General features: G+C 45.3%; 16 protein-coding genes and 1 pseudogene. 12 read left to right on the forward strand and 5 right to left on the reverse strand.

Annotation, left to right across the window (positions count from 1 at the left end; all coding sequences use genetic code 11):
* Positions 1-253 (forward strand): annotated as a pseudogene (locus HUF13_RS08085) (LysR family transcriptional regulator); the annotation flags it as partial.
* A 24-nt stretch (positions 254-277) separates the two neighbouring features.
* A complete protein-coding gene (locus HUF13_RS08090; protein ID WP_173474656.1) occupies positions 278-766 on the forward strand; it encodes a GNAT family N-acetyltransferase in 489 nt (162 codons plus the stop codon).
* A 134-nt stretch (positions 767-900) separates the two neighbouring features.
* Here the strand turns inward: HUF13_RS08090 and HUF13_RS08095 are convergent, their stop codons facing one another.
* On the reverse strand, positions 901-1,689 hold the full coding sequence (locus HUF13_RS08095) for a ZIP family metal transporter (protein ID WP_173474657.1): 789 nt from the start codon (positions 1,687-1,689) through the stop codon (positions 901-903).
* Between the two features lie 106 nt (positions 1,690-1,795).
* On the opposite strand from HUF13_RS08095, the gene HUF13_RS08100 reads away from it, so the two are divergent.
* From HUF13_RS08100 to HUF13_RS08110, 3 genes are all read left to right on the forward strand, one after another.
* On the forward strand, positions 1,796-2,977 hold the full coding sequence (locus tag HUF13_RS08100; RefSeq protein WP_304038970.1) for an alpha/beta hydrolase: 1,182 nt from the start codon (positions 1,796-1,798) through the stop codon (positions 2,975-2,977).
* 73 nt (positions 2,978-3,050) lie between these two features.
* Complete coding sequence (locus HUF13_RS08105; protein WP_173474658.1) at positions 3,051-3,644, forward strand: class I SAM-dependent methyltransferase; 594 nt, start codon at positions 3,051-3,053, stop codon at positions 3,642-3,644.
* 61 nt (positions 3,645-3,705) lie between these two features.
* Complete coding sequence (locus HUF13_RS08110) at positions 3,706-5,379, forward strand: beta-galactosidase (protein WP_173474659.1); 1,674 nt, start codon at positions 3,706-3,708, stop codon at positions 5,377-5,379.
* Positions 5,380-5,410: 31 nt separating this feature from the next.
* Here the strand turns inward: HUF13_RS08110 and HUF13_RS08115 are convergent, their stop codons facing one another.
* Positions 5,411-5,581: a hypothetical protein gene (locus tag HUF13_RS08115; RefSeq protein ID WP_173474660.1), complete on the reverse strand. Its 171-nt coding sequence runs from the start codon at positions 5,579-5,581 to the stop codon at positions 5,411-5,413.
* On the opposite strand from HUF13_RS08115, the gene HUF13_RS17575 reads away from it, so the two are divergent.
* Positions 5,557-5,802 carry an RNA 2'-phosphotransferase gene (locus tag HUF13_RS17575; protein WP_173474706.1) on the forward strand — a complete coding sequence of 82 codons (246 nt, stop codon included), beginning with the start codon at positions 5,557-5,559 and terminating at the stop codon, positions 5,800-5,802. The genes HUF13_RS08115 and HUF13_RS17575 overlap by 25 nt on opposite strands.
* Here the strand turns inward: HUF13_RS17575 and HUF13_RS08125 are convergent.
* The 3 genes from HUF13_RS08125 to HUF13_RS08135 form a co-directional block, all read right to left on the reverse strand.
* Positions 5,765-7,102 (reverse strand): ATP-binding protein, encoded by a 1,338-nt coding sequence (locus HUF13_RS08125; protein WP_173474661.1) that lies wholly within the window; start codon positions 7,100-7,102, stop codon positions 5,765-5,767. The genes HUF13_RS17575 and HUF13_RS08125 overlap by 38 nt on opposite strands.
* Positions 7,103-7,335: 233 nt before the next feature.
* Complete coding sequence (locus tag HUF13_RS08130) at positions 7,336-9,063, reverse strand: ABC transporter ATP-binding protein (protein ID WP_173474662.1); 1,728 nt, start codon at positions 9,061-9,063, stop codon at positions 7,336-7,338.
* Positions 9,056-10,819: an ABC transporter ATP-binding protein gene (locus HUF13_RS08135; RefSeq protein ID WP_173474663.1), complete on the reverse strand. Its 1,764-nt coding sequence runs from the start codon at positions 10,817-10,819 to the stop codon at positions 9,056-9,058. The genes HUF13_RS08130 and HUF13_RS08135 overlap by 8 nt, the downstream gene beginning before the upstream one ends.
* A gap of 178 nt (positions 10,820-10,997) precedes the next feature.
* On the opposite strand from HUF13_RS08135, the gene HUF13_RS08140 reads away from it, so the two are divergent.
* The 6 genes from HUF13_RS08140 (at position 10,998) to HUF13_RS08165 (ending at position 20,761) form a co-directional block, all read left to right on the forward strand.
* On the forward strand, positions 10,998-12,197 hold the full coding sequence (locus HUF13_RS08140) for a hypothetical protein (protein WP_173474664.1): 1,200 nt from the start codon (positions 10,998-11,000) through the stop codon (positions 12,195-12,197).
* A 178-nt stretch (positions 12,198-12,375) separates the two neighbouring features.
* Positions 12,376-14,628, forward strand: a complete 2,253-nt coding sequence (locus HUF13_RS08145) for a TonB-dependent receptor (RefSeq protein ID WP_173474665.1) — start codon at positions 12,376-12,378, stop codon at positions 14,626-14,628.
* 15 nt (positions 14,629-14,643) lie between these two features.
* Positions 14,644-14,865 carry a FeoA family protein gene (locus tag HUF13_RS08150; protein ID WP_173474666.1) on the forward strand — a complete coding sequence of 74 codons (222 nt, stop codon included), beginning with the start codon at positions 14,644-14,646 and terminating at the stop codon, positions 14,863-14,865.
* Positions 14,862-16,886: a ferrous iron transport protein B gene (feoB, locus tag HUF13_RS08155; protein WP_173474667.1), complete on the forward strand. Its 2,025-nt coding sequence runs from the start codon at positions 14,862-14,864 to the stop codon at positions 16,884-16,886. Before HUF13_RS08150 ends, feoB begins: the two co-directional genes overlap by 4 nt.
* Before the next feature lie 366 nt (positions 16,887-17,252).
* Positions 17,253-19,496 carry a TonB-dependent receptor domain-containing protein gene (locus HUF13_RS08160; RefSeq protein ID WP_173474668.1) on the forward strand — a complete coding sequence of 748 codons (2,244 nt, stop codon included), beginning with the start codon at positions 17,253-17,255 and terminating at the stop codon, positions 19,494-19,496.
* Between the two features lie 29 nt (positions 19,497-19,525).
* Positions 19,526-20,761: a hypothetical protein gene (locus tag HUF13_RS08165; RefSeq protein ID WP_173474669.1), complete on the forward strand. Its 1,236-nt coding sequence runs from the start codon at positions 19,526-19,528 to the stop codon at positions 20,759-20,761.
* Positions 20,762-20,876 lie beyond the last annotated feature (115 nt).

Genomic DNA, 20,876 nt, shown 5'->3' on the forward strand with positions numbered 1-20,876 from the left:
CGATATTTCGAAGCTGAACGTGATTGTGGGGCTGGATCTTTCGTACAACGGTTCGGTGCTTGCCAAAGAGGGCACGGGCTACTTGCTCACTTTCGACGGCCTGGTGGATACGAGCCGCACTTCGCGCCTGTGCTTCAGGCCGCTCATGCCCGAGCTCACCACCAACATGTACATCATTTGGCGGCGGGGCCAGCAGTTCACGCGGGCGGGCGAACTTTTTCTCGACACGCTCCGGCATGTGCTGGGGGAATAGGCCCGAGATTAGAGGACTATTCTCATGCTTAAAATTGAAGAATATAGTACAAAGTGTATCAGCGACGCGGTTGAAATCTGGAACGACATCGTCGAGGATGGCATCGCGTTTCCGCAAATGGAATTGCTTGACCCGCAGACGGGTGACGCTTTTTTCAAGTCGCAGTCGTTCACGGGCATCGCTGTTGATACGGACTCCGGCGAGGTGGTCGGGTTGTACATTCTCCACCCGAATAATGTCGGGCGCTGCGGGCATATTTCGAATGCAAGCTATGCGGTCAAGAAGAACAAACGCGGCCAGCACATCGGTGAATTTCTCGTAAAGGATTGCCTCGCGAAGGCCAAGGAAATCGGCTTCAGGATTTTGCAGTTCAATGCGGTTGTCGCGACAAATACGTCTGCGCTCAAGCTCTACAAGAAGCTCGGCTTTACGCAGCTCGGCGTGATTCCCAAGGGATTCCTGCTCAAGAACGGAAATTACGAGGATATCATTCCGCACTATATTGAACTGTAGCGCTATCAATCGAATTTAATCCCAAGACTTATATTAACTCTAGAGTAAATAACTTTAGAGTTTATAAAAAGCTTGCTGAATTTAAAATCGCAAATTTAATCTGAGATGCCGTTTTGCTGAAAAACGGCTTTTTTTTACAGTGCGCTGTCGAGTGCCATCATAAGCGTGAAGCCGACGGCGAAGAGGATGGTGCCTGCGTCAAAGTGATCGCCTTCGCTCACTTCGGGGAGCATTTCTTCGACGACAACGTAAATCATTGCGCCTGCCGCGAACGAGAGCAGATAGGGCATGAACGGCGAAAGAATTTCGGCGGCGATTAAGGTAATCAAAGCTCCGATCGGTTCGACTGCTCCGGAGAGCGCCCCAAGTGCGAATGCCTTTTTGCGCGTTGCGCCTTCGGCTTTTAGCGGAAGCGAAACAACGGCTCCTTCAGGAAAATTCTGAATAGCGATACCGATGGAAAGCGCGAATGCTGCTGAGAGTGTGATGGCGACATTTCCAGAAAGCCAACCTGCGAAAACGATGCCGACAGCCATGCCTTCGGGTAAGTTGTGGAGCGTTACCGCGAGCGTGAGCATCGTGGTGCGTTTGAGTTTTGCTCTCGGACCTTCGGGAGTCTTGCTACCCAAATGCAAATGTGGCGTGATTTTGTCCAAAATGAACAGGAATAAAATGCCTGCCCAGAACCCCACTGCGGCGGGTGCGAATGATAGTTTGCCCAAATGCTCGCTAGCTTCGATAGCCGGGAGGAGCAGGCTCCAGACGGATGCCGCTACCATGACGCCAGCCGCAAATGATAAAAGTCCGCGTTTGAGGTTCTGCTTCATTTGCCCGCGGATGAAGAATACGCAAGCCGCGCCGAGAACCGTGCCTAAAAATGGGATGGTGAGACCTTGAATAATGGGTAAAAAGGATTGACTCATGCGAAAAAAGATAGTATTAAAATGTGACGATTTTCAAAAAACTTGCTGGAGTTTTGAGAGTCTAATTGGAGTAGCGTAAACGGCTGCATTTTTGTATCGTAGATGCATGAATAAAATAAAGTCTTTCGTTGTCGCGGCTTCTGCCGTATTGCTTTTTACAACTTCTGCAAATGCATGCCTTGCCGCTTGCAAGGAAAAGAAACGAGACGAGGCTTACAGTAAGCCACTCACGACTGCTGCATTGCAAACTATCATTAATAACGCTTTGCCGCAAAAGGCTGTGGATCCGGAACTTGGCGAACCCTATCAGGTTTACCCGATTGATGTGAAATCGTATGATAAAGATTTCCATGCGACGCTGATTGAATATCCTTACGGAAGTTCTCCGCGAGCGGTGAAGCATGAAGCGAATCCGCGTGGAGTTATCTTGTACGTACATGGGTACAATGATTATTTCTTCCAGAAAGAGCTTGCAGAAAAATCGGATTCTGCGGGTTTTGCTTTCTTTGCAATTGACTTGCATTACAATGGTCGTTCGTATAGCGAAGGCGAGCCGCGTTCTGATATGCGTAGCGTCAAGGAATACTATGCGGAGTTGGATGCAGCTGTAGCGCTCAGCAAGAAAATTGCAGCAAAAGGCTCGAATGCGAAATTGCCGTTTGTCATTCTCGGTCATTCGCAGGGTGGGCTGATTACGCCAAATTACCTGAATGAACGCAATAGCGAAGATTTTGCGGCTCTCGTTTTGAACAGTCCGTTCTTGGATTATAAAAATAGCTGGTTTGTCCGCAATGTGGCTTTCCCCGTGTTTTCGGATATAGCGCTATTGTTACCCGATGTTCCCGCCCCGAAGCAGGAAGCCCCTAAGTACAACATATCTCTTTTGAAAAGTGAAAAGGGGGAGTGGGAATTTAATCGTGATTTGAAGAGTGATGAATGGCCGCAACAGTACTTTGGTTACCTCCGTGCGACGGAACGCGGTATCAAGTGGATTCATGCGGGAATGCAAATCAAGGCTCCGGTTCTCATGATGCGTAGCGGCTGCACGGTGAATACGGTCAAGTGGGATGATGACTACATGCGTTGCGACTGCATGCTCGATGTGAATCTCCTTGAAAAGTGGGCTCCGAAATTGGGTAGTGATGTCACGACCGTGACGATTACGGATGGCATGCACGACTTGTTCCTGTCGCGCAAGGATGTTCGTGATAACGCTTACCGCACGATGTTTGAATTTTTGGATGGTGCCGTTTTGCGGAAGCAGATTGTCGTTGCGCAGAATTTTTAATAATTAAATTTTGTTTTAATCGGTTAGCGCACTTTCCTTGTTATGAGGGAAGTGCGTTTTTTAGGAGAAAATTATGAGTAAGAATATTTGGGATATTTTTGCGCCAGTTTATGAATTCTCAATGCGTTCGCAGAAGAACATTTATGATTATATGTATGAGCGGATTGGCGAGGTTGCGCGGGGCAAGGATGTGCTTGAATTGGCGACTGGTCCGGGGATGATTGCGCGGCATATTGCTTCGCTTGCGAATCACGTGGTGGCGACTGATTTTGCTCCGAAGATGATCGAGACGGCTCGCAAGGCTAAGAATCCTGAAAACGTGCGTTTTGAAGTGGCCGATGCGACTTCATTGCGCTTTATGGACAAAGCTTTTGATGTGGTCGTGATTGCAAATGCGCTTCACATTATCCCAGAGCCTGAAAAAGCGCTTGCGGAAATCCGTCGCGTCTTGAAAGATGATGGTGTGCTTATTGCTCCGAACTTTATATTTCGCGAAGGAGGTAAAAGAAATTTGTGGCAAAAGTTTTTGAGTCTTGTCGGAGTACGCTTTGCGCACGAATGGACGGAAGACGAATACAAGTCTTTTTTGAAAGGAAATGGCTGGACGATAACGGAAAATTGCGTGATAAAAGGCCGAATTGATTTGGCCTACGTGGAATGCAAATAGTTTTCTCCGAAAAAAAGATATATTAACATAAACCGATCGATTTTATGCTAAGGAGTGGGGATTGAATCGTTTGTTTTTATGTTATTTGCTTATTTTCTCTGTTGTCGGATTCGTTGCCTGTAGTGACGAAAATGGCGCAGCACCTGTGAGTGGCGAAAGCAGTGCCGTTGATGAATCGAGTTCGTCGGCGGGTGTTTTGCCGAGTAGTTCATCATGGATTGCCGCGAACTCTTCGAGTTCATCCTCAGAAGTCTCATCTAGTAGTGAAAATGGTGATTCCGGCTCGGGGGCCGGAATGACATCATCAAGTAATGCCGATACTTCCACTGCAGTTAAAGCTGACACCACCAAAATCACCTACGCCCTCAAACCCTTCGACGGCCCGCTTTCTAACCCGCACAAGGGCTTTACGGTCCCGACCGAAGGCCTGTGGACTTTCGTTCCGGAATTCGAATATGGACCTTACGGTTCCTTGAATAACAAGGCGTGGGATCTTATCTCATACGGCTCCGGTTATCAGAAGTGGAATAAATTAAATCCGGCAAAAGGCGTTTACGACTGGACGGAACTGGAAAAACTGCTGAATGATTTGGCCAAGCACAACATGGGCTACGCTCTGCGCGTGCTGCCATATTCACCATCTTTTGTCAGGGGTAATGACACGCCCGAAGAAGAATATGACTGGACGCCGTCCTTTGTCTACGAAATGGGCGCAAAGAGAGTTACTGCCACCTTGCAGTGGAATGGTTACCGCGCCGCTGTGCCCGTTTGGGATGATCCGGTCTATTTACAAGCGGCAAAGGAATTCGCTAAGGCCTTGGCTGAAAAATACGATGGCGACCCGCGTATAGAATACATCGACATCCGGACCTTTGGCGAATGGGGTGAATGGCATGCCTCTCACCTGGACGGCAGCGAAATGCCCTCCGATTCGATAGAGATGGACATGCTGGATTACTACGCTTCCGTTTTCAAGAAGACTCAGCTGGTGTTGCCATCCAGCGGCATGGGCGAAGTCTATACGCATGCGCTTAGCCTCGGCATTACCAAGCGTGACGACGGGTTCATCGGCATTCCCGGCAGGCCGGATTCACTAGTGCGTGCCTACGAGGCCAACTTGCCGACCATCGCCGAAAACATCGCCGGCTACAAGACGATGCTGGAATACACCGACGTGATTCCCGGAGGCTATCTCAAGTGGACTCCGCAGCGCTGGGTGGATGCGATTACCACGGCTCATTTGACTTACTATGTTTTAGATCAAGACAGCGACTGTGGCTATAATTTCTACAAAGACTACAAGGCTCTTGCAGATTCCATGACTAAAGTTATTGGCTATAACTTTACGGTAACGCAAGCGGAGTTGACGACTATTGTGGATACCAAAGGTTCGATGAGCACGCTGAACATTACTGTCAAGAACACTGGCGTTGCCCCTTGTTTCTTTGATGTGTATTTGGTGGCTGAATTGGTCGATAGTTTAGGGACGGTGCTCGCGCAAATCGGCGAGACTGTTCGCATTCCCAAAGGAACTTTCAAGGATGCAAGTTCGCAAAAATTCTCGTTCACGTACAAAGCTACTGCTGGGGAGACGAGCATCGCGAAGTTACCCGGCGTAACGGTTGCGCTCTCGCTCTATGAAAGCGAAGGCAATTTCAAAAACGGAAAAAATCCGACCGTTCGTTTTGACAATGATGGAATTTTGGAAAACAAGAAGCTAATGCTGAAACGATAGGGCTGTTTCGCGAAATAGCTTCGCTTTTAGATTACAATTTGCGGATTTCTTCTTCGGAAAGGTGCGTTATTCTAGAGATTTTTTCCACAGAATCGCCTTCAGCAAGCATGTTGCGAGCCATTTCTCGTTCGCGGTCTTGAACGCTCGAAGCCACCTTCGCGTTGATTTCGTCCGCGAATTCTTCGAAAATGCCATCTACCATGGCGTTATGTTCATCTTTCTGTTGATGTTGATACCGCCACCCGTGTTGGCAAAAGACGCGATGGCAGCCCTGTCATCTTGAAAATAGATACGGAAGCCGCACAAAAAGCGGGCATCCAGTTTTTCATCGGCAATGACAAGGTTTGGCTTTGCAGAGAAATGCCGAAAGATTTTCTTTCGATTTTTACTCCAAGAACATCGCCATGTAATACGGCAGTTTAACCATTTTGTCTGCGACACCGATGTTGTTTTCGGAAAGTTTGTAGCAAACTTTGGCAGCATAGTTGTCGTTACTCAGAACGGTCTTTGCCGACTTGGAGCGCCCCGTTGTCGCCTTGACTTCGATAATGGCGATTTCGCCGCCGATGTTTTCTACAAAGTCAATTTCTAGCCCAGAATCTTTGCGGAAGTAGAAAAGATTACGGCCCTGCTTGGAGAAACAATCTGCGATGATGTTCTCGTAGATGGCGCCTTTATAGAATCCCAGATCGCCGCTTAGAATCTTGGCTGCGGTGCCGCGTTCCAGCATGGCAACGAACAGGCCGGAATCCTGTACATAAATCTTAAACGTATTCTCGATTTTGTAGCCTTCAAGGGGTTCTGCGATGTTGGTCAGGTTGTGGCAAATGTTGATGATGCCGCAGTCGTAGAGCCATTGGATTGCCGTTTGGTAGTTTTCGGAACGGCCCTTCTTTTCTAGTTGCGAATAGACAAACTTGTTGTTTTCCTTTGCAAGTTGGGCTGGTATGGAATCGAATACGCGATTGATGCGTCCGAGAAGCGTACGGTCGATTTCCTCATTTTCGTTCTCGTCAAGGTGCTTGCCAAAATCATCCTTGTATTCTTCGAGAATGTCCTGCTGTTCCTGCCAAACAACGTTCATGTCGTTCGTCTCGACAAATCGAGAAACGACATAAGGGAGGCCACCCACGCAAAGGTATTCCTTGAAATAGCGGAGCATGGCGTTGTGCGTTGCCTCGCTTACGGGTTCTTTTTTCTCGTAGCAGTCCTTCAGGTATGCGATGACGTTTTCGCCAATGCCCTTTGCCCACAGAAATTCCTCGAAATCCATGGGTTTCATATAAATTATTCTTTCAAAACCGGTCGGAACGCCTTTCCCTTTTTTACGGTTGTACCCCTTAATACCAAGCAGGGATCCCGTACAGATGACGTCGTAGCGGCCGTCTTCCATAAAAGGCTTGATGCTGGCGCGGGCGTTTGCACATTCCTGAATTTCATCGAAGATGATGACTGTCTTATTCTCGACAAAATGCACGTTGGGAAAGAGCGCCGAAAGATCTATGGTAATCCTGCCCACGTTCAGGTCGCTGTCAAAGACTCGCTTTGCGTTTTCGTTTTCCTTAAAGTTGATATAGACGACGTTCTCGTAGTTGGCGCGGGCAAATTCCAGGACGCTGGACGTTTTGCCGATTTGGCGCATACCCTTAACAACTAGGGCCTTCTTTTTGCCCCCCGAGGTCTTCCAGTTTTCAAATTCTTTAAGGATTTTTCGCTTGAACATGTCCTAAAACTACACTTTTCCAACCGAATTGTCAATTTTTACTGCACTTTTTCGACCGAATTAGTGCTATTGTAGTGCACTTTTTCCACCGAAAAAGTGTAAAAATGGCGAATTTAGTGAAATTTCGCCATTTTGCTTTGCGGGGAATTGCCAAAAGAATTTTTAGGCGTTGAATAGGAAAATTGCCCCGGATTTCTCCGAGGCAATTTTGTAGGTGTTTTTTGAATGAAGTTCTAGTTTACTTCTTGGAGCTTGAGCATTTTGCTGAAGAGGCCGCCTTTTTCCTTGAGTTCAGCTGGGGAGCCGACTTCGGCGACTTGGTTTTTGTTGAGAACGACGACCTTGTCGGCGTTTGCGATGGTGCGCATGCGGTGGGCGATGATGATGACGGTCTTGTTCTGCACGAGTTCCGAAATGCTTTGCTGAATCTTGGATTCGTTTTCAACGTCGAGGCTTGCGGTGGCTTCGTCGAGGAGCACGATGGGAGCGTCTTTGAGGATGGCGCGTGCAATTGAGATTCGTTGGCGTTCGCCACCGGAGAGCGTGTCGCCGTTTTCTCCGATGACGGTGTCGTAGCCTTGCGGAAGCTTGCGAACAAAATCATCGCAGTTTGCAAGCTTTGCGGCTTGCAAGATTTCTTCGTCGGTGGCATCGCGTTTGCCGATGCGGATGTTGTCGCGGATAGAAGTGTTGAACAATACGACGTCTTGGAATACGATAGAGAAATTCTTGAGGAGTGTTTCGGGATCGATTCTTGAGATGTCTACGCCGCCAAGCGTGATGGTTCCGCCTTGAATGTCCCAAAAGCGGGCGGCAAGCTTTGCGGCAGTTGTCTTACCGCTGCCGGATGGCCCGACGAGAGCTGTGATTTCACCTTGTTTTGCTGTGAACGATACGTTCTTCAAAACTTGCTTTTCTTCGTTGTAGTAAAAGCTTACGTCTTTGAATTCAATATCAAAATTTTGGGGAGTGAATTTTGTGGTACCGTGTTGCACTTCCATATTGTCCATTTCTTTGAATCGCTTGAGACGAACATCCAAGAAGAATAGTTCCGTTATGTTGTTTAGAACGAGATAAATGGGGCTGTAAATCGTCGATGCGCAGACGATGTACACGAGGTAATCAAATACGCTTAATTTGTCTTGTGCAAGGAGGATAGAACCGAAAATGAGAACGGAAGCAAGGCCGAGTTTCAAGAAAATCTGGGCGCCGTTCAGGATGACTCCTGACATGAATTCGCCTTTAATCTGGGAATGTTCATAGAATTTGGAGTGATCATCCAATGCTTTGCAGACGCTTTCTTCTTCGCAGTAGGACTTGATTTCTTGAATATTTTCAAGGCTTTCCTGAATATCTTCGGTAATGACGCGGGCGGCATTGTAGGTATGCTTGAAGTTTTTGAACTGTAATTTGCGGGACAGGTAAATGAGCAAGCCTGCAAATGGTGCTACCCACAAAAGTGCTGCTGCCATCAACGGATTGTAAATGATGAGTGCGACTGCACAGATAACGAGCATCGCGGCGACTGCAAAAATTTCAGGAACGGCGTGCGAGAAAATCATTTCAAGAGCGTTTACGTCGTTCATGATAGTCGATGTCAAGTCGGAAAGGTCTTTTTTGCCAAAGAAGGCGAGCGGGAGCTTGCGCAACTTTTCGGCGAGCGTGATGCGACGTTTTTTACATTCCGAATAGACGGATTCGTATGTGCTGTCGTAAGAGAGCGCATAGATGAAGTACATGACAAGGTAAATGACGACAGCGATGACCAAATATTGCCAGAAATCTAAGGTGATTGTCTCTGGTTCTTTCAGCTTCGCCATGAATTCCTTGAGGAACAGGAATACGAACGAAAGTGGGAGCATTAACGAAAGGTAATGCCACGTTGTCCAAAATACGCCTTTGATAAATGTTTTTGTACCTTCATCAGAGAGGACAAAGCGATTTTTAATCCAATTATACATTCTTGCCTCCGATAGTCCAGCTGACGGACTGCTGATAATCTTGCCACATCTTGGCGAATATGCCGCCTTTTTCAACGAGTTCCTTGTGCGTGCCGCGTTCCACGATGCGGCCGCCTTGTACGACGAGAATCTGGTCGGCATTCACGATGCTTGTGAGTCTGTGTGCAATCATCAAGACTGTTTTACCCTTCGAAAGCGTTTGCAGTGCTTGCTGGATAAGGCTTTCGTTTTCGGGGTCTGCAAATGCGGTCGCTTCATCAAGAACGACGATCGGTGCGTTCTTGAGAATGGCGCGGGCAAGGACGATTCGCTGCTGTTCGCCGCCGGAGAGGTATGTACCCTTGCTGCCGATGACGGTGTTGATGCCTTCGGGCAGGCGGTCAATGATTTCGCGGCATTGGGCGAGATCGAGAGCCTTGTTGACGCTTTCAATGGAAGCCTCAGGAGTTCCGTAACGGACGTTTTCCAAAATACTCTTCTTAAAGAGTCGAGTATTCTGGAAAACGAATGATGTGTTTTTCATGAGGACTTCTTGGGGTATTTCCTTGATGGGTGCGCCGCCGACTAAGATTTCACCATCGTTTGCGTCGAAGAATCTCGGAACAAGCTTTGCAATGGTGCTCTTGCCGCCGCCAGATGCACCGACGAGAGCGACCGTTTCGCCTTCCTTTATTTTGAATGAAATGTCGTGAAGGACTTCATTTTCTGTGCCGGGGTAGGTGAACTTGACATTCTTGAATTCAACATCGAAATGCTTGACTTCTTGCGGGTTTGTCGGTGTAGCAAGTTCCGGGTAATCTGTCAACGATTCAATGCTACCAATGGCGAGTTTTGCTTGGTTGACTGCTTGGCTCAAGTACATGCTGCGCATGACACACTGCGAAAATACTGGGGTTACGAGAACGTAGAGCATCAAGTCCACGATTGTTGCGGCGATGTTGCCGGAACTCGTTGCGATGAGGAATGTTGTGGGAACAAGGATGAGGGCGACTCCGTTGATGAGAGTCGTGTAAGAACACATGATGAACTTCCAACTGCTGGAATATGCAGTGACCATTTGATGGTAATCATCAATCGTTTTATAGAAGTTTTTGAAGGAGAAAATTGTTTGTTGGAAGACTTTCACGACGGGGATGCCGCGCACGTATTCGACCGCTTCTGTATTCATGTCTTCGAGAGACTTCATGTATTTTTGCATAAAGTCCTTGCTCTTGTTCATCTTGGAGCCGAGCGTGATGATGGCGTAGGCAATTGGGACGAGTGATGCGATGCCAAGACGCCAATCGAAAATGAACAACAATACGAGCGAGGCGATGGGGACAACGATGGTTCCTGCCAAATCCGGAAGCTCATGCGCCATGAATGTATGTGTGACGGCTGCGTTGTCGTCAATGATTTTGCGGATGCGTCCGGTGGGATTCTTGTCGAAAAAGCCAAGCGGGAGCTTGAGCAATTTTTTCATGGTGATTCTGCGGATGTTGCCTTCGATGCGGAATGCAACCAAGTGCGAGCAGGCGAGTGCCGCAAAATAAAGCACGACGCTCGTTGCTGAGAAAATGACGGCCATTAATGCATAATGTTTGACCATGTCGTATGAAATTTCACCGGTTGCGGAGAAAAGTTCGCGGACTGTGAGCCATACATATATGAAGGGAGCAATCCCTGCGATGGAACTCAATGTTGAAAATAAAATTGCAAACGGAAATAAAATTTTTCTCGATTGCATATAAGGTGTTAATCTTTTGAAAACACTCATAGTTACCTTCTGTTTGTTTTTCGCACCAATTTTAATTTATTGAGTTCTTGTTTTAAAGGTTATATTAGTCATATCTAACTTTTCGGATTATTTCGAGTCTATTTGGAGTTGAGGTAGACTTTTTGGATTTCTAAAATGCGATCAAAACTTAAATGGTGTATAATACTAGGAGTCATGTATGAATAAAAAATTGATTGCACTTACTTTTGCCGCTAGCCTTTTCGCTGCATGCGGGAGCGATTCTTCGAGCAACGCAGGCTCTGATTCGGATGATTACAAGCGCGAATTTGCGACTTCCATTTCGACTGGCGAAACGATGTTTATCGGCACAATGTCTTTGGACCACACGGATGATTTGGGCAAGGATTTTGTTGAAGTTGGTACGCGTGCAGGTGTTGTCTATTATGATAATTCTCTGTTTATCGCTGATTTGGATGTTGGCGCTATCTCCCGTTACAGCTTGGCAGAAAATAACAAACTTGGCAAGGTGACTGCTAAGCTTTCTCTCCCGGGAACTTGGGTAAACCACATTTACTTTGTGAACGAAGAAAAGGCTTATTTGGGCGGCATGCTTGATTCCTTGATTATCATCAACCCGAAAACCATGAAGAAGACGGGAGCTATTGACCTTTCCAAGTACAAGGATAAAGATGCTCTCGTGGTGAGCCCGGGAACTGGCGTGATTGTTGACGGTCGCCTTTATGTGGGCCTTTTGCAAAACGTGAGCGACTATGCTACGGGTAATGAAGCTCAGGTCGCCATTATTGACGTCAAGAAGGACGAAGTAATTGAAGTTGCCAAGGATGATCGCATTGCTGCTGTGGGTTCCTTGGATGATTCCCAGAATCAGGCTTTCACTCTTCTTGATGGCTATATCTATTGCTATAGTAACGCTTCTTGGGGCTACGCTCCGGGCCAAGTTGATGGCTTCCTCCGTATCAAGGTGGGTGAAACCAAGTTCGATAAGGATTACGCCTGGTATATCACGAAGGACGTCGCTATCGATGGCATTACGAAGAAAGGTGTTTTCAAATATCTCGCTCCGGCAACGAACCCGAAGGATGGCTATGTCTATTCTTTCTTGAACGTGATGAAGGATTTGGAAAAGACTTGGACAGACATGGATAGCTATCACAATAACACTTGCAAGCCGGTGCAACTTGACCTTGCCAAGAAGAAGATTAAGGCTTTGCCGATTGGTTATTCTTCGAGCTGGGCAAGCTACGGCAAGTATGTTGAAGATGATGGCAAGGTGATTTTTGCGGTCTCTACCGAAGAAGATGGCAATGCATACTTCCGCTATGATCCGAAGATGGATAAGGCCGAAAAGATTGCCAAGGCTGAACAAATCCCGATGTGGATTGTACCGCTGAAGTAAGATTATGAGGCCTAACGGCTAAGCGAAAAAATCATGCGGGCGGGGCCCCAGCTCTGAGTGGATGCTTTCAGCATCAGCAATTACGGCTCAGCTATGTTTGCACAAGTGCAACCGCAGCATTCGCCTTTGATGCTTTTGACGCCTAGGCGTCAGCGGCTCTTTAGAAAATTTTTTGATAATGAATATCTATAAAAGAATGAGATTTGTGCTTGCTTGTGCCGCAGTTTTGACTGTGGCTGTTTTTGCGCAAGATGATGAAGTGACGCAATTCGATGATTTTGCGGATGATAATGAAAGTCCGGCGATTAGCACGGATGCTGCGAATGTCTCGGCGAATGGTGCCGCAGCTACGAACTCCTCTGCAAATTCGGAAGATGTCACAAAACTGGATTTGCTTTCGGTCGAGACGGAATCCGAGGCGGAACAGGCTGCTATTGCAAAACAGGTGGAAACGGTTTCTACGATTGATGCTGCTGAATTGCAAAATACGAGCAAGACAGTTTCTAAGGCTATTAATTCTGCGTCTGGCGTGAAAGTGCGCAAGTCTGGCGGAATGGGTAGCGAAGGCAAAATCAATATTCGCGGAATGGAAGGCAAGAACATTAAGGTGCTTGTCAACGGCGTTCCTGTCGAAACGCAGGGAAATTTGGGACTTGACGATATTCCCATTGATCAAATTGCAGATATTGAAGTTTATAAGGGCTACATTCCGGCGCGTTTTGCAACGGATGGCGCGGGTGGTGCCATTAACATTGTGACCAAGAAACGTCCGACAAATTCTGTGGATGCTTCTTACAGTCTTTCGAGCTTCAATACGCATAAAGCTTCCGTTGCCGCAAGCCATTTGATTGATAGCATTGCTGGTGATGCAAGCCTTGAAACTGGCGTGTCCGGTTACTTTAACCATTCCGATAACGATTATGAATTCACTTCGCCGTACATGAAGAGCTCTACAGGCGCGGATACGAGCGTTGTTCGCGATCACGACCATTATACCTCTTACAATGTGCAGGCTTTTGCGAATTTGATAAATGCTTGGTTTGACCAGGTTTCGCTCGGCGTAAGCTTTGGTGCATTTGACAAGCAAATTCAAGGTGTTGATAATCGCATTGTAGAATCCAGAGCCGAAGGCTATAATTTTGGAGTTTCGCTTGGACTTGACAAGAAGAACTTCTTTGCGAAAAATTTGAATTTCAGTGACTATTTTTCGTTTGGTTTTGCAGAAAATAAAATCATCGATACTAGCCGAGTCCATTGCCGCAACTGGTTTAGCTGCGATACGGCACAAAAGAATGTGGGCGAACTCGTATCCATGGGACTCCCAAGATTGCGTACGGTGCAAGTGCACGATTTCAACAACTTGCTGAATTTTGATTACCAGTTTATTAAGGATCAAAAGATTTATTGGAATACGCTCATCAAGTACCACAAGGAAAATCCTGAAGACGATTACGGCGCTAAAATGGCCCAGTTTAACACGGCGGGGCTTCCGGGAGAAGTTTTTTCGATAACGACGGGACTTTCTCTTGAAAATAATTTCTTTGATTCGCGACTCCAGAATCTTCTCGGTTTCAAGTTCCATTACATGAAGGCTGAAATTTCGAATATGCCGACGAGCCTTCTGATTGAACCTGCGGTTGAATCGAATGATTACAATGATTTTAGTTACGATGAAAGCTTGATGTTCAAGGTGGCAAATATGCTTTCTGTGAAGGTTTCGTATCAGCATGCCGTGCGCTTGCCGACTCCGGAAGAACTTTTTGGCGATGGCATTCGCGTGAGTGCGGCGACAAGTCTTAAGCCCGAACAGGCTGATAATTTCAACTTTGGAATTTCTGTAGACTTGCAAGAATTGCCGCTTGTGACAAGGCTCCGCTTTGATGGTGATGTATTTTATTCGTACTACAAGGATAAAATCCATTACATGAGTTCGGCACAGATGTCTACGCCTTACTTTAACATGAATCCGATTCGTGCCTGGGGCTATGAAGGTGATGTAAAGTTAGATGTCAACGAATGGATTTTGCTCGGAACGAATTGGACTTTCCAAGATTTGCGCAATATGAAATATACGGCAAAACAGGGGGTCCCTAAGGATGCGATTGTGCCGAATATCCCGAGGTTCTTTATGAATTATCTTGCGGAATTCCATATTGGTGATTTGTTTAGCAAGGAAGATTTTTTGAAAGTTTGGTGGTCTGCAAATTATACGGATGAATATTTCTACGGCTGGAAAATTAGCTCTCGCCAGAACCGTAAAATTAACGCTTCGTTCACGCAAGATATTGGTGTTGAATATTCCCTTTGGGATAATAAACTGGGCTGGAGCTTTGAAGTTGATAATATCACGGATAGCGAATCGTTCGATAAGTTTGGTGAAAGTAAACCGGGTAGAAGCTTTGCAACAAAGATTCGCTATAGCTTTAGATAGAAGGAATGTGTAAGAATGTGTTTGTCTGAATTACAGGAAAATCAAAAGGGTTTGATTCAAAAGATTAATGGGGATTCTCGTTTTGTTTCTCGTGTGGTTTCAATGGGACTCTCGCCGAGCAGCTCTTTTTTGGTACTGCAAAATGATGGTCGTTCGCCTGTGCTTGTGTATTCGCACGATACGATGATTGCGATTAACCGCAAGGAAAGCGCTCAGATTGATGTGGAGATGGCATGAAAACGATAGCTTTGCTTGGCCAGCCGAATTCTGGTAAATCAACGCTTTTTAATGCATTGACAGGCTCGCATCAGCATGTCGGTAACTGGCCTGGAAAAACCGTTGAAAGGGCCGAGGGCTATTTCACGTTTGATGAAGAAGTTTATCGTGTTGTTGATTTGCCGGGTAGCTATGGGCTTACGGCAAACTCTGCCGAAGAAGTTGTAACGCGAAATTTTGTGGAACAGGGCAATGCCGATATCGTCTGCATTATCGTTGATGCGTCGCAGTTGGAACGTAGTCTTTACATGCTCGCAGATTTTGCAGGGATTGAACGCCCCGTGATGCTTGTGCTCAACATGATGGATGTTGCTGAGCAGAAAGGTAAAAAGATTGATGTTCTAAAAATTCAAAGTCTTTTGAATATTCCAGTGCTTGGATTTACGGCTTCGAATTTGGAAGGCTATTCGAATTTCTTTAATACTTTGAAAAGGGCAATTGAAAAGCCTTCGAAAATTTCGTCGGAAAAAATTCGCGAAAAGGCTTTGGCGAATGTATCGGATAGTCGTGAATCCTCGCCAGTTTTGAAACTCGAAAAGTTGCTTGAATGCTTGGATTTTGGCAATCGCGAAAAGTTCTGGATTGTGTCGAAGCTTTTGGAAAATGATGCGCTTGTCTGTGCAGAAGTAGAAACTACGGTCAGCTCGGAGCTTTGGCGCGGTATCAAGAAAGTTCTTGATGATGAAGGTTCGAATGGCGGGCTTATCACGGGTGAAGCGAAGTACCGCTTTATTTCGGAAACGCTTCGCGAAGTCACTGCGGCTAGCGAAAAAACGGCAAAGCTTTCTCGCTTTGACAAGATGGCTACGCATCGCATTTGGGGAAAGTTTGTCGCATTCTTTATTTTAGTACTTACGCTTGCAGTAAGCATGATGATTGCGGTTCCGATTATTATGGGCTGCTTTGGTTTGCAGGGCGTTGTTGAACCGCTCGTGAACAATGCTCTTGGCGCATGGCCTGCTGTATCGTCGTTTGTGAACAGCGTTATTGTGGGCGGGCTTGCTGTGACTGTTGCCATGATGGGTTTTGTGTTTGCCATTCTCGTGACTTTTGGATTGATGGAAGATACGGGTTACTTGGCAAGATCTTCGTATGTGTTCGATTCTTGGCTTTCGCGCTTGGGCCTCCATGGAAAAGCTTTTATGCCTTTGGTTTCGGGGCTCGCTTGTACTGGCGGCGCTGTTTGCGGTACGCGTGTTCTTGATACGCGAGGACAGCGTTTGTTTGCAATGGTGCTTTTGTGGTCGATCCCGTGCGGCTCGAAAGTTGCTGTGGTGCTGTTCCTTGCTTCGGTCTTTTTCGGTTCGGCGGCTCCGCTGTTTGGCGTTATTTATGTGGCGTTGATTTTTGCTTCGTTCTGGATTTCGTCTAAGCTTTTCGGAAACAAGTTGATGCCTGTGAATGAACGCGTGGGCATGATTATGGAACTTCCGCCGTATCACAAGCCGCATTGGAAAATTTTGTTGAAGACGGTGTGCCGTAATGTATGGGAAGTCTTCAAAAAGGCGATTATCGTTATTTGGAGTATCTCGCTTGTCTTTTGGATTTTATCTTATTCAACAGATGGTCTTGTTGCGCATAGTCTTCTTTACCGTATTGGGAATTTTATTGAACCGTTTACGCAGATTTTTGGAATGCGTTGGCAACTCTTTATCTCGTATTTGGGCGGTGTCTTTAGCAAGGAAGCGTCTCTCGGCGTGATGAGTGTTGTTTTTTCGAGCTCTACCGATGCGTTCTCGTTAATTGCACGTAATGAAGCCGGTGCAAACCTCGGCGAAATGATGCGCGCGGCGGTATCGCTACCTGAAGCTCTTGCGTTTATATTTGCATCGATGTTCAATGTGCCTTGTGTGCTGACGATGGGTACAACGTATCGCGAAACGCATTCGCTCAAGTGGACAGCAACGATTGCAGGATATTATTTTGCGATTTCGTTGGGGCTTGCGTTTATCGTGTATCACATTGCACTTTGGGTGCTTTAGAGCTTCTTCACAAAACCCAGACTACAATAGAAGCGGGTATGGCGTGCCGATGGATAACTCCAAAGGTGCGCCATACTTGTTTGCGTTACGTCATCCTGAACGCGTAGCGTGAAGGATCCAGTGCTAAATATGACTGGATTGGGCTAAAGCTCCAACTTTTTGACTCGGTTATGACAACGCAAGCGTTGTCGCAACTCTCGCCTGCTGAGTTGTCTTCGCTATGCTCAGAATAACGAAAAGTTACCCTTGTCTAATCGGATTGATTTAAATCTGCTTAGAGTAGAAAAAGGATAGTATTTGAACTTATCTTTACTCGTCAATTTATGATTGAAACTGAATAGTAAATGGGTGGATGAGATTACAAGGATGAAAAAAGTTTTTGCTTCTATCGCTTTTTCTTCGCTTTGCGCTTTTGCTCAGAACGACGATGTAACGAGTTATGATGACGCGTTTTTCGATGAACCTGCGGCTGTTACGGATGCGGCTGGTACTGCGACAACTAATGAATCCGTTAAAAATGCAACTTCGAATAGCTCACGTGCCACAGAAAAATCCACGGATGTGACTGTTCTTGAAGGCTTATCTGTTGAAGATGAAAGCGAAATGGAAACGGCTCCGATTGATACAAAGATAAAGGCTGAGTCGGTTAAGGTTTTAGACACGAAGGAATTGCAGGGATCTAGCGCAACAATTGCCGATGTGACGAATCGTTCGAGTGGTGTAAAAGTTCGCCAATCGGGTGGACTTGGCGGTGAAAGTAAAATTAATATCCGTGGGATGGAAGGTAAAAATGTAAAAGTCCTTGTCGATGGAGTGCCTGTCGATAATGGTAATGGAAATCTTTCGATTAATGATATTCCTATCGATAAAATTGACCGTATTGAAGTTTATAAAAGCTATGTGCCGGAGCGTTTTGCAACGGATGGCATGGGTGGAGTTGTCAATGTTATAACAAAGGGGCTTGCCAAAAGTTCTGTGAACGGCTCTTATTCCATTGGCAGTTTCAATACGCATAAGGCGTCTCTTGATGCTAAATACGTTTGGGTTACGGATTCGACAAAGAATCGTTCTGTAGAAATTGGGGCTTCTGCCTACTATAACTATTCAGATAACGATTACGAATTCACGACGCCTTATATGGATACGGTGGTGACGCGTGATTATGGCCGTTATTACAGCTACAATGTTTCTCCATTTGTTGGCTTGAGTAATTTTTATTTTGATAAAATTAATTTTGGTGCAAGTTTTGGAGCGAGTGATAAGGAAGTGCAATCGACTGCGCATCGCGTAGAACATGCTTCGGCTGATGCTTTTGGATATGGATTTTCTGTAGCTTTTGAAAAGACGAATTTGTTTGTGAAAGGCTTGTCTTTTAATATTTCTGTTAGCTATAATTATGGTATAGAAAATGTGGTGGATACAAGTCATGTGTATTTCTATGGCTGGGATAAATCCGATTTCAAAGAAAACGAAAATGCATTGGGTGAAATTTCGTTAGGTTCTCCATCACTTTTCGAATATAAAAACTACTCGTTGTTTGTTCCTTGGAATGTTGGTTATGAATTTTCGCAAAATCACAATTTGACATGGAGTGGGTTGTATCGTTATGATTCGCAGAAATCTAAGGACAAATTGTCTGTAAAAGAAAAAAAGTTGAATAATGCTGTATTCCCTGGACGTGTCTATTCGCTTATAACGGGATTGTCTGTTGAAAATAATTTTTGGGAAAAACGTATCCAAAATGTCGTTGGAATTAAAGGATATTTTTATAACATTGTCGCTGATGATGACGGTGAAAATCGAATCCAACAGTTGACAAATGATGAGTACTCTCAAAATAATTTTGGATTTAGCGAAAATTTACGTGTTAAGATCATAGATCCATTGGCTGTGAAAGCTGGGTATCAGCACAGTTTAAGATTCCCGACACGTGAAGAGATTTTTGGTGATGGCCTTTATGTGGCTTGTTCTCCAAATTTAAAGCCTGAATATTCTGATAATTTTACGGCAGGGGCTGAACTCGATTTAGATAAAATTCCGCTATTGTTGAAGCTGCATCTTGAATTTAACTGGTTCTATCTTTTGATGGATGATCGTATTTATTGGAATAGTTACGTTGCTGTGCCGCGCCCTTATTACAATAGCGTTGGAACAAAAACAAGCGGCTTTGAAATAGATTTAAGGCTCGATATAAATGAATATATTGCGCTTTCGTTAAACATGACAAAGCAAGAAGCCAAGAGCCGCGAAGCGGATTATGCTTATGGTATCGCAAAAGATTTGATTGTGCCGAATATTCCGACATTCTATATGAATTTTGGTGCGGAATTCCATATCGGTGATCTCTTTTTCCGTGATGATTTCTTTAAGCTTTATTGGTTTGCGAATTATACCGATGAATATTACTATACCTGGAAAGTTTCTAAAAAACAAGATCGCTCTATTCCGAGTTCGTTCTCGCAGGATTTGGGCGTAGAATATTCGATTCTTGCAAATAAACTTTCATGGAGCTTTGAAGTTCATAATCTTACGGATGAGCGTGTTTACGATAAGTACGGAGAATCCAAACCAGGTCGCTCGTTTGCTACGAAGATGAAGTTCTCGATTTAAAAATTTAAAACAATAAAAAAGGAAACAATATGAAAAAGTCATATAAATTGATTCCGAGCCTTGTCAAAGGACTCGCCATTTCCAGCCTCGTTTTTGGACTTGCCGCTTGTAGCGATTCAAGTTCCAATGCTTCCGATGATTCCAATGACAATGGAAAGAAATACGGATTTTCCTTTATGGTGGAAAATTCCCAGTTTGTAGGAACCGCATCGCTTTCTGCTGACCAAAAGAAAGTTGTTGATGATTTTATTGAAATTCCGAATAAGGGTAGCGTTCAATATTTTAATGGCTCTATCTATGTGCTCTATGTCGAAGAAATGAACAGTACTCTTGCCCGCTATGAGCTTGATGAAAATAATAATATGGCAGAAAAGCCTGCTGCTACGGCTAAATTTAAAGGCACACATGCGCTCATGATGAAGTTTGTGGATAAGGACAAAATGTATGTCGAACAGACTTTAGGTGATGCTTTGACTGCCCTTGATCCGGTGACTCTTAAGGAAAAGGCTACAATTGACCTTTCCAAGTACATTGATCAAAAAAATGGCGCTGTAAGTACGGTTCCGAATTCTGCTGTTGTTCGCGATGGCAAGATGTTTGTTGCTGTTTCGCAGATGATTGATCTCAATAGCATGATTACGGGTGCACAGGGCTCTGTTATTGTTATTGACGTCAAGACGGACAAGGTAGAAAAAGTTATTACTGAAGATATGACAGCTGCCGTTGGCGTTATTGATGATATGAACAATACGATGTCCTTTATCGATGAAGATGGCGACATTTATTTCTATTCTAATGCTGCAATGGGCTGGATGGATGGCTATAAGGAAGGCTTTGTTCGTATTAAGAAGGGTCAAACTGAATTCGATAAGGATTGGGTTTTCCATTTGCATGATGCAGCTTATGCCGGCAAAAAGACTAACAATAATTTCTTGATGAGTGGTGGCGCTTATTTGGGTAAGGGCAAGTTCCTTGGCTTCTTCGGTAATTTTGAAGATCCGAGCAACTACAATAATTACGAATGGGAATTTGTTGTAATTGATTTGAAGAAGAAGACTATCGAAAAGATTGAAGGCCTTACTCCGACAATCCCGTGGTTTGCTCCTTCGATCCATAAGGATTCCGATGGCAAGAGTGTTCTTTTGGGACATGCCGATAAGAAGGGCGGCGCTGTTTACCGCTATGACATCGCATCGGGAAAAGTCTCTAAGGAAATGGATGTCGTGACTGGAACTGCTTACTATATCGTTCCGCTTGAAGACTAGTGCTGATTAAAGTTTAGACTCCTACATATCTTCTATAATCCCAGACTCCCATAGAAGAAAAAAGTATGGCGTGCCAATTGTTGATTCAAACGGTGCGCCATATTTTTTTTGTCTG

Source organism: Fibrobacter succinogenes (assembly GCF_902779965.1).
GTDB classification, from domain to species: domain Bacteria; phylum Fibrobacterota; class Fibrobacteria; order Fibrobacterales; family Fibrobacteraceae; genus Fibrobacter; species Fibrobacter succinogenes_F.

Coding starts and splice junctions, on each gene's coding strand:
- HUF13_RS08090 (WP_173474656.1), top strand. CDS start 278: ATGCTTAAAATTGAAGAATATAGTACAAAGTGTATCAGCGACGCGGTT.
- HUF13_RS08095 (WP_173474657.1), bottom strand. CDS start 1,689: ATGAGTCAATCCTTTTTACCCATTATTCAAGGTCTCACCATCCCATTT.
- HUF13_RS08100 (WP_304038970.1), top strand. CDS start 1,796: ATGAATAAAATAAAGTCTTTCGTTGTCGCGGCTTCTGCCGTATTGCTT.
- HUF13_RS08105 (WP_173474658.1), top strand. CDS start 3,051: ATGAGTAAGAATATTTGGGATATTTTTGCGCCAGTTTATGAATTCTCA.
- HUF13_RS08115 (WP_173474660.1), bottom strand. CDS start 5,581: ATGGTAGATGGCATTTTCGAAGAATTCGCGGACGAAATCAACGCGAAG.
- HUF13_RS08125 (WP_173474661.1), bottom strand. CDS start 7,102: ATGTTCAAGCGAAAAATCCTTAAAGAATTTGAAAACTGGAAGACCTCG.
- HUF13_RS08130 (WP_173474662.1), bottom strand. CDS start 9,063: ATGTATAATTGGATTAAAAATCGCTTTGTCCTCTCTGATGAAGGTACA.
- HUF13_RS08135 (WP_173474663.1), bottom strand. CDS start 10,819: ATGAGTGTTTTCAAAAGATTAACACCTTATATGCAATCGAGAAAAATT.
- HUF13_RS08140 (WP_173474664.1), top strand. CDS start 10,998: ATGAATAAAAAATTGATTGCACTTACTTTTGCCGCTAGCCTTTTCGCT.
- HUF13_RS08145 (WP_173474665.1), top strand. CDS start 12,376: ATGAATATCTATAAAAGAATGAGATTTGTGCTTGCTTGTGCCGCAGTT.
- HUF13_RS08150 (WP_173474666.1), top strand. CDS start 14,644: ATGTGTTTGTCTGAATTACAGGAAAATCAAAAGGGTTTGATTCAAAAG.
- feoB (WP_173474667.1), top strand. CDS start 14,862: ATGAAAACGATAGCTTTGCTTGGCCAGCCGAATTCTGGTAAATCAACG.
- HUF13_RS08160 (WP_173474668.1), top strand. CDS start 17,253: ATGAAAAAAGTTTTTGCTTCTATCGCTTTTTCTTCGCTTTGCGCTTTT.
- HUF13_RS08165 (WP_173474669.1), top strand. CDS start 19,526: ATGAAAAAGTCATATAAATTGATTCCGAGCCTTGTCAAAGGACTCGCC.